This window comes from Alkanindiges hydrocarboniclasticus, from assembly GCF_001982605.1.
In the GTDB taxonomy this organism is placed as follows: Bacteria; Pseudomonadota; Gammaproteobacteria; order Pseudomonadales; family Moraxellaceae; genus Alkanindiges; species Alkanindiges hydrocarboniclasticus.
The window spans coordinates 27,150-44,275 of sequence record NZ_MLCN01000004.1; the positions used below are offsets into that span (position 1 = coordinate 27,150).

General features: G+C 48.8%; 12 protein-coding genes. 5 read left to right on the plus strand and 7 right to left on the minus strand.

Going from position 1 to position 17,126, the window contains the following annotated elements; all coding sequences use genetic code 11:
* Positions 1-107: 107 nt before the first annotated feature.
* On the minus strand, positions 108-2,873 hold the full coding sequence (gene polA / locus BKE30_RS01650; protein ID WP_076876977.1) for a DNA polymerase I: 2,766 nt from the start codon (positions 2,871-2,873) through the stop codon (positions 108-110).
* Between the two features lie 538 nt (positions 2,874-3,411).
* On the opposite strand from polA, the gene BKE30_RS01655 reads away from it, so the two are divergent.
* Complete coding sequence (locus tag BKE30_RS01655) at positions 3,412-6,279, plus strand: DUF2339 domain-containing protein (RefSeq protein ID WP_076876936.1); 2,868 nt, start codon at positions 3,412-3,414, stop codon at positions 6,277-6,279.
* An 8-nt stretch (positions 6,280-6,287) separates the two neighbouring features.
* On the plus strand, positions 6,288-7,592 hold the full coding sequence (locus BKE30_RS01660) for a DUF3999 family protein (protein ID WP_076876937.1): 1,305 nt from the start codon (positions 6,288-6,290) through the stop codon (positions 7,590-7,592).
* A 27-nt stretch (positions 7,593-7,619) separates the two neighbouring features.
* On the opposite strand, the gene BKE30_RS01665 is transcribed toward BKE30_RS01660, so the two are convergent.
* Positions 7,620-8,522: a mechanosensitive ion channel family protein gene (locus BKE30_RS01665; protein WP_406564650.1), complete on the minus strand. Its 903-nt coding sequence runs from the start codon at positions 8,520-8,522 to the stop codon at positions 7,620-7,622.
* A 104-nt stretch (positions 8,523-8,626) separates the two neighbouring features.
* Complete coding sequence (locus tag BKE30_RS01670) at positions 8,627-9,376, minus strand: hypothetical protein (RefSeq protein WP_406564651.1); 750 nt, start codon at positions 9,374-9,376, stop codon at positions 8,627-8,629.
* Positions 9,377-9,649: 273 nt separating this feature from the next.
* Between BKE30_RS01670 and gspE the strand changes: the two genes are divergently transcribed.
* The 3 genes from gspE (at position 9,650) to BKE30_RS01685 (ending at position 13,345) form a co-directional block, all read left to right on the plus strand.
* Positions 9,650-11,131, plus strand: coding sequence for a type II secretion system ATPase GspE (gspE, locus tag BKE30_RS01675; protein WP_076876978.1), 1,482 nt, complete (start codon positions 9,650-9,652; stop codon positions 11,129-11,131).
* A gap of 114 nt (positions 11,132-11,245) precedes the next feature.
* Positions 11,246-12,631 (plus strand): GIY-YIG nuclease family protein, encoded by a 1,386-nt coding sequence (locus BKE30_RS01680; RefSeq protein ID WP_076876939.1) that lies wholly within the window; start codon positions 11,246-11,248, stop codon positions 12,629-12,631.
* Positions 12,632-12,640: 9 nt separating this feature from the next.
* Positions 12,641-13,345, plus strand: coding sequence for a riboflavin synthase subunit alpha (locus BKE30_RS01685; RefSeq protein ID WP_076876940.1), 705 nt, complete (start codon positions 12,641-12,643; stop codon positions 13,343-13,345).
* Between the two features lie 8 nt (positions 13,346-13,353).
* Here the strand turns inward: BKE30_RS01685 and BKE30_RS01690 are convergent, their stop codons facing one another.
* The 4 genes from BKE30_RS01690 to BKE30_RS01705 all read right to left on the minus strand — a co-directional run bounded on the left by BKE30_RS01690 (position 13,354) and on the right by BKE30_RS01705 (position 16,968).
* On the minus strand, positions 13,354-14,187 hold the full coding sequence (locus tag BKE30_RS01690) for a carbon-nitrogen hydrolase family protein (RefSeq protein ID WP_076876979.1): 834 nt from the start codon (positions 14,185-14,187) through the stop codon (positions 13,354-13,356).
* 36 nt (positions 14,188-14,223) lie between these two features.
* A complete protein-coding gene (locus tag BKE30_RS01695; protein ID WP_076876941.1) occupies positions 14,224-14,754 on the minus strand; it encodes an STAS domain-containing protein in 531 nt (176 codons plus the stop codon).
* A gap of 105 nt (positions 14,755-14,859) precedes the next feature.
* On the minus strand, positions 14,860-15,816 hold the full coding sequence (locus BKE30_RS01700; RefSeq protein WP_406564652.1) for a PP2C family protein-serine/threonine phosphatase: 957 nt from the start codon (positions 15,814-15,816) through the stop codon (positions 14,860-14,862).
* Positions 15,817-15,858: 42 nt separating this feature from the next.
* A complete protein-coding gene (locus tag BKE30_RS01705) occupies positions 15,859-16,968 on the minus strand; it encodes an MlaA family lipoprotein (RefSeq protein WP_076876943.1) in 1,110 nt (369 codons plus the stop codon).
* Positions 16,969-17,126 lie beyond the last annotated feature (158 nt).

A 17,126-nucleotide genomic window follows, 5' to 3' on the forward strand; every position in this document is an offset into this window, starting at 1 on the left:
TCCATGGATATGCTTTTTTGTTGTTTAGATGGCCTTTTTAACAGGCGGGAGTGTTAGTCAGCCTAAGGAGTTAAAAGCGCTACTTTAAAGGCTTGGTTATGAAAAGCTTAGTTATGCGCATCTTCCCAGTTTTTGCCTTTACCCACTTCCACCAGTAACGGTACATCAATATGCACCACATCCTGCATGACCTGACTCAACGCGCTGGCCAGTGAATCAGCAATGGCGTCATCGACCTCAAACACCAGTTCATCATGGACTTGCAACAGTAACATGGCCTGATCCTTAGGCAGCATGTGATCCACGGCAATCATGGCCTTTTTAATAATGTCAGCCGCGGAGCCTTGTAAGGGTGCATTGATGGCGGCGCGTTCAGCGGCCTGGCGCACCATGGCATTGCGTGCATTGACATCCGGCGTATACAGGCGACGGCCCATCAGGGTTTCCACAAAGCCCTGTTCGGACGCCAGCTTGCGGGTGTTTTGCATGTATTCATACACGCCGGGATAACGGGCAAAATACTGGTTAATATAGGACTGCGATTCCTGCCGCGACAACTTGAGCTGCTTGGATAACCCAAATGAGGACATGCCATATAGCAGGCCAAAATTAATGGTCTTGGCCTGACGACGCTGGTCATTGGTCACATCTTCCAGTGCAATGCCCAGTACCTCGGCAGCGGTGGCCTGATGAATGTCCAGCCCTTGCTGGAAAGCCCGCAACAGTGCTTCATCCTGTGAAAAATGGGCCATCAGCCGCAGTTCAATTTGTGAATAATCCGCGGCCAGTAGCACACGGCCTTCCGGCGCAATAAAGGCCTTGCGGATTTGCCGGCCCGTTTGTCCGCGAATGGGAATGTTTTGCAGGTTAGGATCGGTAGAAGACAAGCGCCCGGTTGCTGTTACTGCCTGATGATAACTGGTATGTACCCGGTTAGTACCCGGATCGGCCTGCGCAATCAGACGATCAGTATAGGTGCTTTTCAGCTTGCACAGGCTACGGTGTTCCAGCACGGTGGCGGCAATCGGGTGATCAATTTTTTCAAGCACGGCTTCGCCCGTGGCATATTGGCCGCTAGCGGTTTTTTTCCCGCCGGCAATGCCAATTTTATCAAACAGGATTTCACCCAGTTGTTTGGGCGATGACACATTAAACGGCTGGCCAGCCATTTCAATGACCTGCTGTTCCAGTGTGTCAATAAGGCCAGAAAACTCATCACCCAGTTTGGCCAGAAACCGGGTATCCAGCTTGATACCACAGCATTCCATGTGGGTTAAAATTTGTGCGACGGGCAGTTCCAGTTTTAGTAACAACTGTTCGAGAGCCGGGTCTTCTTTCAGCTTGCGACTAAATACTTCATACAGGCGATAAGTCACATGCGCATCTTCACAGGCATATGGTGCGGCCTGTTCCAGTGGAACCTGATTAAAGGTAAGCTGCTTGACGCCTTTGCCCGCCACATCCTCAAAGGTGGTGGTCATGTGGCTTAAATACAGGCGCGCCACATCATCCATGCCATGCCGGGTGGCCGTTGGATTAAGCACATAAGACGCCAGCATGGTGTCAAACACCCAGCCTTTTAAATTGATGCCATGGTTTTTAAACACATGTGCGTCATATTTTAAGTGATGGCCAATCTTGCCAATCGCGGCATTTTCAAAATACGGTTTAAGCTGTTCTAAAATAAGTTCACGGTTTAACTGTTCGGGTGCATCCAGATAATCATGCGCCAGCGGAATGTAAAAAGCTTCCTGTGCATCAAAGGCAAAGGACAGGCCAACAATTTGTGCAATCCGGTAATCCAGACTGGTGGTTTCGGTATCAATGACAAAATGATCAGCGTTTTGCAGGCGTTTAAAAAAGTCATCAAACTGCGCTTGGGTTAAAATGGTGTGATAGTGCGCAGTGCCCAGCTTGTCATCACTGCTGCTACTTTCCGACAGGCTGTCAAATGCCTGATTAGTCTGTTGCTGGGTATCTTCAGTTTGCGTGCCCAGCTTTTGGGTGGCTAAGCGGTCAGGATTGTTAGGATGCTCCAGCGACTGCAACTGGCTTCTAAATTCCAGCTCGGTATACAAGCGACGCAATTCCTCAACATTGGGATTGCCCAGTTTGAGTTCCGTCCAGTCCAGTCCTACGGGCAAGTCACACACAATGGTGGCCAACTGGTGATTGAGCGGAATACTGTCCTGATGATCGCGGATATTCTGGCCCAGCTTGCCTTTAATCTTGTCCAGATTTTGCAGGATGCCATCAATGTTATTATATTCCTGCAACAGCTTGGCGGCAGTTTTGGTACCCACGCCCGGAATGCCCTTGATACCATCAGACGCATCACCCATCAGGGTGAGATAATCCACAATCTGCTGTGGCCAGACCCCAAATTTTTCAAATACGCCCTGGGTATCCAGCACGCGGTCACGGAAGCTGTCTTCCAGATTCACGCAATCATTCACCAGTTGGGCCATGTCCTTGTCACCGGTAGAAATCAGCACATGATGGCCTTGCTGGCAGGCGCGCTTGGTTAGCGTTCCCATCAGGTCATCGGCCTCAACACCGGGCAGGATCAGCAATGGAATACCCAAGGCGCGAATCACCGCATGCAGGTAGGGAATCTGTTCTGCCAGCTCGGAGGGCATGGGCGGACGATCACCCTTGTAATCACTGGACAGCTTATGCCGAAAAGTAGGTTCTGGCGTGTCAAATACCACCGCCATGTGGGTGGGCTGGGTACGGCGCATGAGTTTTTGAATGGCTGATAACGCACCACGTACTGCATTGGTGGTCAGTCCGGTGGAGGTGGTTAACGGTGGCAATGCATGAAATGCCCGAAACAGGTAATACGAACCATCAACCAGTACAAAGGGGGGCATGTCATCTTTCATCATTTAAAATAGCCATTTTCCAAGAGGTAGAATTGAATACTTGCGCACAGGATAATGTGCATCACGTCGGTTTCATTCCAGCCGGACCTGTGCAGAATAACACGAAAAAACCTGAAAATAAGTGCCTACCCAGCATGGGCATTAAGCAGCAGGGGTGTGATTTTCAACCAGAAGCCAAATGTGTCCAAATTGAAAATGCAGTAGCGGTTCAGCAGGAAAAATGATGCAAAAAATACGGTGTTAACATCCTGTACGTGAAGATTAATATGGAGCAAAAAGCACAAATTTCAACAGTCAGTTGTGGTTTAAAGTACGGCTTTTGTGCATTGTGAGTTGATGAATTTTAAAATAAAAATATAAAAACGCAAAAAAGGTTTTGCAATGGATTCAGGTTTTTATGGTTATTATTCAGTAGGGCAAACTCGTGATTAGGCAAATTTGTTAAATTAAGCCTTTACATAAACTAAATTTTTAATCTATTGCATTGCGGTACGATGAAAAATAAGTAAAACAAGGATAAGGTTCGATGTTTCATTTGTCGTTTTGGGCCATTGTGGTGTTTGTGCTACCGCTGGTGTTGGCTATTGTGGCACTGCTCAACAGCCTGAAAACCCAGCGTCAGCTGGACAAGGATATTGGCCGGCTGGAACAGTTACTAAAAAGCACCATTCAGCAGTCATCAGCCTATCAACAGGCAAGCTCTGCATCTGCTCAAACGGCATCCTACCCGCACCCATCCACATCATCAGATGACAACTTAAGCGAGTTACTTTCACCAGCAAGTCAGGTGCCTGTGGAGCTGGCTTTGGCAGCACAAACCAGTGCCATCGAACCACCTGATACCAACTCACTGGGTTTACCGGACACAGCACCAGTCACAAGTCCTGCAAAAGCAGCCTGGCCGCAAGCGCAAGCCACACCGGCACGTCCACACTCCCGGCTACTGGAGCCGGATGAGCAATCACTAAACATTGTAACGTCTATCTGGCATTCCTTTTTGCAATGGTTTAAAGGTGGCAATGCCATTGTACGGGTAGGGGTAATTGTCCTGCTGGTGGGGGTGATTTTACTGCTACGGCTGGCCAATGACCTGCTGACCATTCCCATTGAGTTGCGGCTGGGTGCGGTTGCCATGGGTGGTGTTGCGCTCACCCTGATTGGCCTCAAGTTACGGCAAAAACGCCGCAGCTACGCCATGAGTATTCAGGGCGCTGGCCTTGCCATTGTGTACTTTACCCTGTTTGCTGCGTTTCGCATGTATGAGGTATTGCCAGCCAGCCTGACTTTTGGTTTGCTGGCGATTCTGGCAATTGTGAGTGCAGCGCTTGCCTTGATGCAAAATGCCTTGCCGCTGGCCTTGCTGGCCTTTGGTGGCGGTTTTCTGGCCCCACTGCTCACCTCAACTGGCAGTAATAATCTGGTTGGGCTGTTTAGCTATTACCTGTTGCTTAATGTGGCGCTAGCCTGGATGGCGCATTATAAAATCTGGAAAGTGCTGAACGTACTGGGTGCGGCCATGACCTTTGGTGTAGCGGGTTATGTGGGCTGGAACAGCTATGAAGAGAGCATGCGCTGGCCGCTGGAAGGCTTGCTGCTGGCGCATTTGGCGCTGTATTTATTTATTGTGGTGCGTTACAGCCAGCAACTGGCCGCGGTACAACCCAGTGACTCAGTGAGTATTGCACCAGTAGACAGCAGCCTGCTGTTTGGTGTGCCACTGATGGGGTTTGCCCTGCAAGCTGGCTTGCTGCGTGACATTCCGTATGCGCTGGCGCTCAGTAGTGCCGTGCTGTCGGGGCTGTATCTGGCGCTGGGTTATAAGCTGTTTTACCAGAATAAAAAGCTGGTGCTATTAACCGAAGGCGTATTGGCACTGGGCATTGGCTTTATGGCATTGGTAATTCCGCTGGCGCTGGATGCCCAGTGGACCGCAGTGGGCTGGTCGGTACAGGGTGCGGCGCTGGTGTGGCTGGGCAAGCGGCAAAACCGCATCTGGTCAATTCGTTTTGGCATATTGCTGGAAGGTTTAAGCACGCTGGCACTATTATGGCTGGCTTTTAATGGCAAGGACATGCTATTGCCACTGGTGATCTATAGCGTGTGCCTGTTGATATGTGCCTTGCTGGTGCGGCGTCCGGATCAGCGCGTAATGTCACTGGTCAATTTGCCCTTAAACCTGTTACAGCCTGCATTTCTAATGTTGCTTTGGGCTTTTGCAGCCAGCCAGATTACCTTAAACGAGCTGGAGCAATGGAGTATGGGCCATCAGTTTTACTGGCCCTTGCATCTGTTGCAATTTAGCCTGTATCCACTGATTTTTATATTTTTGGCAATACTGGCCAGTTGGCGTTTTTACTGGCCGCAACTAACATTACTTATCAAGCTGATTCTGGCTGCGTTAACCCTGCATGCCGCTGTAATCTGGATTGATTATGGCCGCCTGTTTAACCACCGCTTACTCTTATGGCTAACTATCATTGGCTATACAGCTTTTGGCCTGTTGGCCATCCAGCGTATTTCCAGCCAGATTACCAAGGCCGCAGCGCAACCACTACAGCTACAGGAACCATCCGGGTCTGGTCCACAGGTTCAGCTACAGTCCCAGCGCCATGGACAACCACTATCCAGCCGTTTTGAGCAGGCCGTATGGGTATTAGGCTTGCTGGTTTATGGCAGTGTGCTATTACAGGTGTACTGGATTCAGCAGCCTATGGTTGCCATGATTATTCTGCCATTGGCTTTCATGGCAGCACTGTTACTGGTCAACACATCCATTTTGCGGATTGACCCCCAGCTTTTACGACATGATTTAAGTATTCCGGTGAGTGTGGCCCTGTTTGGCTGGATTATGGGTGCCAACTGGCTGTCCAGTGGGCAGATTGGCGGGTTGCCTTATATACCGGTGCTAAATCTGCTGGATATTTGCCTGATTATGGCAGGTTTGGTGATTTACCGTTTAATGAGTAATTTACCGCAAGCCATAGTGAAAGTGGCACAGGCTGCGCTGGGCATTGCAGCATTTTTTAGCTTAACCAGCCTGATTATTCGCACCCTGCATGAATGGGCAGCAACCCCGCTGTGGGAAAACGGTGCATGGCAGGTTGATCTGGTGCAAACCAGCTTAACCATTATCTGGACGCTATGTGCATTATTGCTCACGGGTCTGGCCAGTCGCTATGGCTGGCGCCAAGTGTGGCTAGCGGGCATTGCCTTGCTGGCTGTGGTTGTCATCAAGCTGTTGCTGGTGGACTTGTCCAATGTTGCGGCGATTGCACGAATTGTATCTTTTATTGGTGCAGGCTTGATTATGCTGCTGATTGGCTATATTGCACCTTTACCCCCAGTAAAAGTGCCTGAACCTTCGGCACTTCCCCCCGGCTCCAAGGATAGGTAGGGCTAAAGATGACCTTCAAACTGATGATCGCGGCTGGTCTCTGGAGCTGGCTGGCCTCCGCCAATGCTGCTGGCAACCCGCTCAGCACACCAATTACTGAAAAAAACCTACAGGGTGTGCAGCAGCTTGAGCTAAATCTGGCCAATATTGCCGCCTATCTGGAGCAGCCCCGACAGCTATCGGTGGTGGATGCCAACTGGCAAGTCATGCCCATGCGTATTGTACAGCCCGTACAAAAACCCCAAAAAACCAGCATTCCATTGCAGATTTATCGTTGGCCCGCACAGGCAATATTTAATAATCCTGCAGCCCTGAACCAGCTTCAGCTTCAATTAAAGCAGGGTGAACAGCAGGCCGTGGTGACATGGCCGGGCCAGCCGGATTTAAACCTGATTCAGGCAGGTACAGATCAAAGCTGGCTACTGGCTGCGCCGCCGTTGCCGGAACAATTGCAGGCTGAAGCACTCATGCTGAGCTGGAATACTAATGATTTTTCCAGTCAGGTACAGGTGGAGGGCAGTGATAATCTGGTGGACTGGCAGTTTGCCGGCTTGGGGCAGGTGTTGCAAACCCATGACGGCAAAGGTCAAAAGCTGGTACAGCAACGGGTAGATATCCGGCAGTATTACCCGTTCTGGCGGTTACGGTTTGACCAGCCACTGGCATTGCAGCAAGTGCAGCTTCAGGCGAGCCAGCCAGTGATGCCACAGTGGCAGCAGCAGGAATTCCAGTTGCAGAAAACCACGGATACCACGCGACAATGGCAGCTCCAGTTGCCCTACCAGATTGCCATTCAAAAAATGCAGTTTGAGGTGCCCGCCAACCAGTTATGGCAGGTCACGGTGCTGGCCAGAATGCCACAGCAGGGCCGTGAGATATGGCAGGAAGTAGGGCAGGCCGAGTTGTATCGTGATGGTCAGGATGGCCTAAATGCTGACAAGGACAACATGAACCAGATCAACTTTAACCGGCCTGTTAGGGCGCGTGAATGGCGTGTACACATTGAAGCCCCGCTAAATCTGGCCCACTTGCCGGTACAGGTATTTGCGCCCAAAACAGTGCTGTATTTTTTGGCGCAGGGTACAGCGCCTTATCAGCTGGTGAGTGACCCACAAACCCAGCGCTTGGCACCACGCCTGCCTGAAAAACTAAATCCGGTGGGCAAAGTGCATCTGGGCCAGACCACGGTTACGGTTAAGTCCGTATCAACTCGCCAGTATGGGCTGTGGGTAGGGCTGATGCTGCTGGTTAGCGTGCTGGCTGTTGCTGCATGGCGTCTTTATAAAACCATGCAGCAGCCGGGGAGTTCCTAGTGATAAAGCACATAGTCACTCAGCCAGTTAGCGTCGTGGTGTTGTGGTGGGTGGCAGGTTGTTCAGGGACTGGGCATTAAGGTTGGGGCCTTGCAGGTTATCTGCCGACATGATGCCATCCAGATCATTCAGGCCCTGATGCAGGTTAATCTTAGGTACTGGAATCTCAATGTGGTTACGGATAAAATCATCCTTGATCATTTCCTGAATTTCATCGCGCACCGTTAAAAAATTCTCACGCCGGGTCCAGACCGCAAACATGATCTCAATGGTGGATTCCCGGAATGCAGTCACGGTAACCCGTGCCTTGGGTTCATCCAGTACCAGCGGGTATTCACTGGCCAGATTCAGCAGTACCTGCCGTACCTTGCTCATGTCTTCAGAGAAAGCAATGGCCAGCGTAATGGGAATGCGCCGGATTGGAAAGCGTGACAGGTTTTGTACGGGTGTACGGATCAGCTGCTCATTGGGCACCCGGATAAAAATATTGTCCACTGTCTTTAGCTTGATAGACAGCAAATCAATCGACATCACTTCGCCTTCAATCACATAGCCGCGAATCAGCGTCATCTGGATAATATCACCTACCTCAAACGAGCCTTCGCCAATCAGGAACAAGCCGCTAATCAGGTTGGACGCAGAAGTTTGTGAGGCAAAACCAAAGGCAACTGTCAAGATTCCGGCTGCCCCCAGAAATACGCTAAGCTTGAATCCGGCTTCGCGCAGGCTGGTAATCAAAAACAGCATGAAGATAAAATAAAAAATCCCGCGCCGCCAGACCAGCCGCTGATGGGCATTAAAGCGAAAGCCAATGGTACGGATAAAGGCATTGCTAAGTAAGCGCGCCACAAAAAAACCCAGCACCAGCATCACTAGCGCAACCAGAATATCTTCAATGCGATCGGTCTTTACCGAGCTAAACATGCCCATAAAGGTGCTTTTGAACTGTTCGGTAATATCAAGCGCCATTTATCCAATCCAGTGACAAATTCAGTGTTAGGTTTAGTACGAAGTCCAGCATTAAAAAACTGAGGTTAAAAAAAGCTGTCAAACATATGAAATAAACCACCTTCGCCAATACGTGGAGGCTGAATAAAAGCCACCTGGCCCGCCTGTGGTGGTGTACGGTTTTCAATCCGGATGCGTGGTGGGCGGTTGGGTGTGTCCTGTACCACCCGGATTTGTGATGTCCAGATGCGGCCGCTGTCACTACAGTGAAACAGTGGCAAGGCTTGCACTGGCAGGTTCATGCGGTCCAGCTGTAGCAGCGTATTGCTGGTGTTGTGAAAATGCACCGGGGTTACCGCCCGAAAGGCACGCGGCACCAGTTGCCTTAAATCGGTACGGCCTTCCACCGGGGTGGCATAGCACAGCTCACCTTTAATGGTATCGGGGCCAAACCATGAATCCTTGGGCCGGTTGATGGCAATATCAAATAAAGGCTCACGCTGCCCACCGACAAACCCTGCCGTCCATAACGGGGTACTCACAAACAGGGTGCCTTGCTGGCCTGCCGGAATAAAAATGGGATTAATTGGTTTCACAATTACCGAGCGATCAGCCAGCCGCGGATACAGTGACAACGAATCACCGGTATGCGCAAACATATAGCGCTCCAGTACGGTAGGTTCGCTAAACGCCGTATCCATATCCAGTATTTCCCAGTCCTGCATGTTTTCATTCTGGTGGCGCGGCCGATGGTATTCCAGCTGCCACTCATTAATACTGCGGGTAATACGCATATACAGCGAGCCTAGCCGCCATGCCCGGGTCTGGCCAACCATAAAACTTAATGGCCCCCACCATGGCTCCAGTGGCGAATGGTCATGCGAGGTGTGATGTAGCAGCGCGTCAGGTGTCAATGTCATACCCTGTATTGCAAAATCCAGCCTTAAAAAACCGGTGAAAAAATTAGTCGAAATACCATTGAGGCAGCAGTCTAAAAACCATACAACAGCCGATTTTAAAAAACTATTCCCGAAAACAAAGCCAGCGCTTCAATCAGCCTGATGCTTAGAGTACACTCATTATCCCTTTTAATGAAAATGGATTTTGTCGTGCAATTGCTTCGTCAAGCTCAGCTTCCCTACAGTTATGCCAAGCGTCATGGTGTGCTACTCCAGTTTGAGGGCGAGCAGGCTATTATCGTGCGCCGGCAAAATGCACCCTTACCGGCACTCACCGAGGCCCGCCGTTTTCTCGGATCTACTGCCAGCTACAAGACCGTGGCCGATGAAGAATTTTCCCGCCTGCTGGCCGCCTCATTTGCCGGTGATACCGGAGAATCGCAACAGGTGGCCGCTGGTTTAGAGGATCATCCGGACTTATTAAGCCTTGCCGATCAGGTACCTGAAACCGAAGACCTGATGGATCAGGAAGACGATGCACCGATCATTCGCCTGATCAATGCCTTGCTGAGTGAAGCCATTCGACTGGGTGCGTCCGATATTCATATTGAATCCTTTGAAAAGCGTCTGTCTGTGCGCCTGCGGGTCGATGGCCAGTTACGTGAAATTGTACAGCCCCGCCGTGAACTGGCACCGTTACTGGTGTCGCGGATCAAGGTGATGGCGCGACTGGATATTGCCGAAAAACGCATTCCGCAGGACGGGCGTATTTCATTGCGTCTGGCGGGCCGGGAAGTGGATGTGCGGGTGTCAACCTTGCCGTCCAGTCATGGTGAACGCGTGGTGATGCGTCTTTTAGATAAGCAGGCAGGCCGCCTCAACATGACCCATCTGGGTCTGATGAAAGACGACTATGAGCGTCTGACCCATTTAATCCATCGGCCACATGGTATTATTCTGGTCACTGGGCCAACCGGTTCGGGTAAAACCACCACCCTGTATGCCGCACTCACTGACCTGAATGACAATACCCGCAATATCCTGACCGCCGAAGACCCGATTGAATATCAATTGGAAGGCATTGGCCAGACCCAGGTGAATACCAAGGTAGACATGACCTTTGCCCGTTCTTTACGAGCCATGTTGCGTCAAGACCCGGATGTGGTGATGGTGGGTGAAATCCGCGATCTGGAAACTGCTGAAATTGCCGTGCAGGCTTCGTTAACCGGTCACCTTGTACTTTCCACTTTGCACACCAACACGGCGGTGGGGGCAGTCACCCGACTCAAAGACATGGGGATTGAGCCATTTTTGCTATCTTCCTCCCTGATTGGCGTCATTGCCCAGCGGCTGGTACGTACCCTGTGTAAGCATTGCCATACGTGGCGTGAAGCAGATAGCTACGAGCAGCAATTATTTAAACAGGTCGAGTTAACGTCACCGCTAAAAGTGCCCGTGGCACAGGGTTGTGAGCAATGTAACCAGTTGGGCTTTACTGGCCGTACTGCCATTTATGAAGTGGTGCCAGTGGACGATGCCATGCGGCGCCTGATTCATGGCAATGCTGCCGAGCATGAACTGGAAGAATATGCCCGTACTTATGCGCCATCCATCCGGCATGATGGGTTGCTGAAAGTCTTGCAAGGCAAAACTACACTTGAAGAAGTGTTACGAGCGACGCAGGAAGAGTAAATATACTCAAATACGGCTGAGCTGCGGCAGATTCTGTCGCAGCTTAACTGGGATTAAACTTATAACTATAGAAGAATCATTCGTTCAACATTAATAAATACAGGAAGTTATTCAATGACTTTAATAGATCTTTTAAAAATATCGGGCGTTGATAGTTCAAAATCAATCAAAATTATGCGCCATAGCAATAAACACGATGCAGTGATCAAATTGTTTGACGAGAATCTCGAGATGCTGGAAAAGTATCAGGCTATTCAGAATATCGGCAATTTAAATTGTGATTATGTGGTGTCCTGCTTAAAGGATGATAAAAATAAAACAATCGTTCAAGCTGTTTATGAGGTAAAAAGTCATCGGCCTGCAACTAAAGCCGATCTCAGCACTAATGACATCATTCAGACGTTGCTTGAGAGTGAAAATGTTGATCAGCTGGAATATACACATTTAGAGCGAGTTTCTGGATTTGCAGACCTGGAAAAACGAGTTGTTATTAATTGGGGTGGAGCAGCAATTAAATGGCTGCAATCATTAAACAATAATCCTAAACCGATTGTTGAAATTCGTGCCAGAGGAAAAATCGAACAGTTTCTGAATTACGATCAAGTTCTGTTAACTTATCAGCAACTGCAAGCTATGATTAATTATCCTGAAGCCAACCGTGAATGGCATCAAATGCTATCTGTTAATGGAATTTACCTTATTTCAAATAATAGAACAGGGCAGCTTTACGTCGGTTCAGCCTATGGCAAAAAAGGCGATAAGGGAATTCTTGGACGCTGGAGTGAATATGCTAGAACTGGGCATGGAGGCAATAAACGATTGGTTAGTCTGCTTAAAGCCAATCCTAAAGCTATCGATGATATGCAATACTCCATTTTAACGACGGTAGCTAGTAATAAAACTGACACTGAGATTATTAACTTAGAAAATTTCTATAAGAAAAAGTTAGGTAGGTCTGCGGTAACGCTTAACCATGAAGGACATTTAAGTCATGAGGTTAAAATCGAGCGTCGAAAATTATTGGTGAATTATTTGCAGCAATTTCTACATGAGCAGCACGGTACTGATGAGCCGCCCAAACTTCCTTTAAGTAAATACAATAAAGTTGATCTGACAGATACTCAAAAATTATTTTATGCCTTTATTTCGGAAGATGGCGTGAACGAGATACTGCTGGTTAAACAATTAAAAATAGGCAAAGGCAGCTTGTATCTGGAGTTTAATCTGGATGGAAAGCGTCATTTAGTGATAACGCCATGGCAAAGAAAATATGTGCTGGAGTTACATGAAGCACTTGAGCAAAGTGCAATTACTGATGATCGCGAAGTCAGGGAAGTTGGAATCATTGATAAAAGTGATCGTCCCTATTTTCAGCTTGCAGTGGAGGGTAGATTGGGATACGGCCACAGTATTGAAGAAACAGAATTTAAGGAAATTGTTGCGCAGTTATCAGGTAAAGATGGCTGGTATGATGCTTATATTATGAATGAACCAGTTTAAGAGAAGCCCATGTTTACCGGAATTATCCAGGCTGTTGCTACCATTGAAAATGTCACTGATCTAGATGGCATTCGCACTTTTACCATTGGCTTTCCAGCAGGGTTTTGTCAGGATTTGCAGATTGGCGCCAGTGTGGCTATTGATGGCACCTGTCTAACGGTAACCGAAATACTCGATGATTATACAGCACGCTTTGATGTCATGCTGCAAAGTCTGGCAATTACCACGCTGGGTGAGTATCAGGCCGGAACACGAGTGAATGCGGAGCGGGCTGCTAAGGAAGGCGCAGAAATCGGTGGCCACCCATTATCCGGTCATATAGATTTTGCCGCCACGCTTTTAATGGTACAGCAGTACGACAACAACTTTTGCTACCGTATTGGCGTCGCCCCAGAATGGATGAAATACATTTTTTCCAAAGGGTATATTGCCATTAATGGCACCAGCCTGACACTGTTTGAAGTCAACAAAACCGAAAGCTGGTTTGAAGTCTGGCTGATACCCGAAACCCGCCGCATGACAGTGTTTGCACAAAAGAAAGCGGGTGACCGGTTAAATATAGAAATTGAGCGCAGTACACAGGTTATCGTAGACACCATTCATGATGCACTGGATGAAAAACTGGGCGCCTTGGCACCGTTACTTGAAAAAATCATGCAGCAGCAAGGTATAGATTTAGCCAGTGAAATAGTTCAAAAATTGCCTAAATTATAATTTTAAAATTAGAAATCTTTTAATAAGCCAAGACGGCGGTGTTGCAGCAGCGGCATGGATTCACGCCGTTGCTGGATAGCCGCAAGGTCAAACTCCGCCGTTATTATGCCTGCACCAGCTTCGGTACGTTCAGCGATAATTTCCCCAGCGGCATTGCTAATTGCACTGTGCCCCCATGTTTGTCTTGAGCCGTGTGTACCTTGCTGACCTGCCCCTAGTACATAGCACTGGGTATCAGCAGCACGGGCGCGTAGCAATAATTGCCAGTGCAGACGACCAGTCATTTCAGTAAAGGCAGATGGCGCAGTTAACACATCAGCACCCTGCTTGCGCAAGGCCAGCGCCAGCTCTGGAAAGCGCAGGTCATAGCACACCATCATACCAATACGGCCAAAGGGGGTGCTGGCCACTACTACAGCTTCACCAGGTTCAAAAGTTGCCGATTCCTGATAGCTGCCGGTATTGTCGCCAACCTGCACATCAAACAGATGAATCTTGTCATAGCGGGCGGCTGTGGTGCCATCCGGGCTGATCAGCAAACTGGTACTGCGCACGCGACCATGGCTCACGGGTTGTCCATTGGGACGGTACGGACAGGGAATTGAACCTGCTACAAGCCACAAGCCATGCGTTGCTGCCAGTTGTTGAAGCTGCTGCTGCAATTCATCAAAGCGCTCGGCAGTTGTGGCTTGTTGTCCCGGTGCAAAGCAGGCAAAATTTTCGGGTAAAACCAGCAGGGAAGCCTGTTGTGTGGCAGCCTGCTGCATCAATAGCGTTGCATTGGCAAGATTCTGGTCAATTGAATCCTGCGAATTCATTTGCGCCACTGCAAAAACAGGCAAGCTATCTTGAAAGGAACCAGTCATGGGGTAACAGGTTTAATGAAACTGCGTTGAGGAAAGCTGCTGGGCGGCTTGCTGCTGGCGTTGTTCTTCTTGTTCGAGTTGTTTAACCAGTGGCTGGAACATATTATGATTGGTTTTATTTAGGCACATGAGGGTTCGGTGTGCTTCCAGTACGGTATGCAGCATTTCACTGTGATCACCGTGTTCTTCCGGCAATACCTGTGTACAGCATGCATCAGCCAGACAGTTAAGCATGACAAAGACCTGACTTAAGCCCATGCTGTTGGCCAGCGTAGTAATATCAGGATTGGTAGTAATCATTACTGCCTGAATATCATGAATTTGCTGTAGCTTTAAACCCAGTTTCGCTAAAATTCCCAACACAGTACTATCAATAAAGGTTGCCTTGGTTAAATCAACCAGTGCGCCTTTAATGTCAGTTTGCTGTTCTATTTTATCTAATAGGTGATCAAGACTAATACAAGCGGTCGCTCGGACTTCACCAATAAGTTTGAATACGTGGGTGCCATCCAAGCCTGCATATTCAATATGACCAGTTGACATAAACATGCCATTTTCATACGGGGAGTAATAATTATCCCATAGCTCATGCACTTCGGCAAGTAAGCTAGTGGTAATTACCGCCTTAAGCGTGGCTAATAAGTGTGCTTACTTGCGTGAAAAACATAAAATGGCAATGTCATCCGGCACATGCTCTGGTGGCTTAAGCCCATCTTTTTGCAGCGTTTTTATAAGCTGATTGAACTGTTCATTCAAGCCGCCCTTAAACGATTCCAGCGCGCCATCCGAACAAAAAATTAATTGTGCGCCCGGTTGCATACGCAAATGCTGGGTCTGAATCTTGAGGTCACTGGTCAGTCCAAGCGGCAAGCTGCTGGTGGTTAAAATCGTGGGTTCCTGACCAGGTTGCAACAAAATTGGCGGGGGATAATGCCCGGCACTGCACCATTCGATATCATGCGTCTTAAAGTCCAGCAGGCCGCAAACCAGCGTAATGTGTTTTTCCGCATTTTGGGCTACCAGCTTGTTATTCAGCTTGGTGACCAGTTGCATCGGGCTATAGGCACGGCCATGAAAACCTGCCATCCATGAGGTCAGCAGGCTACTGGTAACGCCATGTCCGGCCACATCAGCCAGATAAAACAGGATTTGCTGATCATCCACTTGCCAGTAATCAAACCAGTCACCCGACAAGAAGGCAGCGGGTTGAAAAAATTGCTCAATCTGGTAACCATCAATGGCCAGTGGGCGGGGTAACATACGCTGTTGCAGGCGCGCTGCAGCAGGCAGGTCACGACTGTCCTGATTACGTTTGTACTGTAAATCCAGTTGTTTAAATACTTCTTCCGGCTGGGCGGGTAGTTCATTCCAGATCCAGCCCGCCAGCGCGCCTTTTTGCCAGGCTCGCGCCAGCAACGACCCTTGTTCGGCTCTGGCCAGCACAATGGTTGGATTTCTCCACTGCTGGTTTAAAAAGGTTTCAACGTCTGAAAAAACCACCAGCGTGTCATCAACCGTGGACAGCTCATCAAGCCTGATTTGCTGCAAACTAGGCAGTGCCCGCTGGAGCTGGGCAATTTCTGCTGACAGGTCAGCTTTATAAATGACAAGCATTGTATTAGGCAACTGATTGATTGAAGTAAAACATTAAAAAGCGGCATCCGCATCGGGATTATTGTTGGCGGCAGGCACTGGCTGCTGCTCTGAATCCGGGGTGAGATTCGGTGCAGTATCACCAAAATTGTGATCCATGTTTTGGTCCATATTACTGTCAGCACTGCTGCCATTAGCCGTTCTGTCCTCAGGGGCATCACCAAAACTGGCATCTTCATCGCCAAAGCTATTATCAACTTTGGGATTTTGTTCACTACCTGAAATCAGGTATTGCCGACGTTGCAGGTACAGGTCGCGCAACAGGGCATACTGGTCGCCTTGGACCAGATCTTCTACTCCGACAAATCTGGCTCGCGCATCAATTCCTTCGACGCCATTTAAACTCCAGTAAAAGGAGTTTTGATCCAGATAATGAACTGGCCGACCAAATGAATCCAGTATGCGGCCAGCACTATCGCGTAAAGTAGACGGGCCTAAAACAGGCAGCATAAGAAACGGCCCTGATTTAACCCCCCACTTACCCAGTGTCTGTCCAAAGTCTTCATTGCCCTGTGAGGCAAAGCCAAGTTTGGTGGCTGGGTCAGCCAGTCCCAGGCTGCTAAAGGTATTCACGGTAAAACGACCGAGGCTTTTATAGGATGATGTGCCATCACCCTGAAGCAGGTGGTTAACCGCATTCCACGGTTCGCGCAGATTGGAAAAAAAGTTTCCAATACCTGTTTGAACCGGCGCAGGGACGTTGTTCTTGTAGGTTTTTGCTACGGGAAGCAAAACATATTGATCAACTTTGGAATTAAACTGGAAAACCTTGCGGTTAATCGGCTGAAACGGGTCTTTGACTACATCAGGCTGGCTGGCATTGGCATCAACCCGAAGTTGCTTGAGCGTAATCCGGCTCAACGCATTAAAGGTAAAGGGGTCATCGTAGACATTAATCTGGGTATTGTCAGGATTGCTCGGCTGAACAGGTGACTGAATAACTTCGCTAATCGTCAGTGTTTGAGGCGTTACATTTTTTGTTACTGTGGCGTTATCAGCAGGGGCTTGATTTTCCTCTACATTATTATCGATTGCCAATGCAGGTGTAACCAGTGCAGCATTCATGGCAGCAATACTGAACCAGCGGGCAATTGCAGTCGTCATATACCGAATCTTCCTAACTTTATTTCACGGCAGAGTAAGGCACTTTGCAGTTGTTGTAAATTATTAGACAGCCTGTTATAGCATATTCCCATCATACTCCCAGATTACTGTTTGATGTATAAATAAATTTTATGTAAGGAGTTGCGTGCGTTTATTGT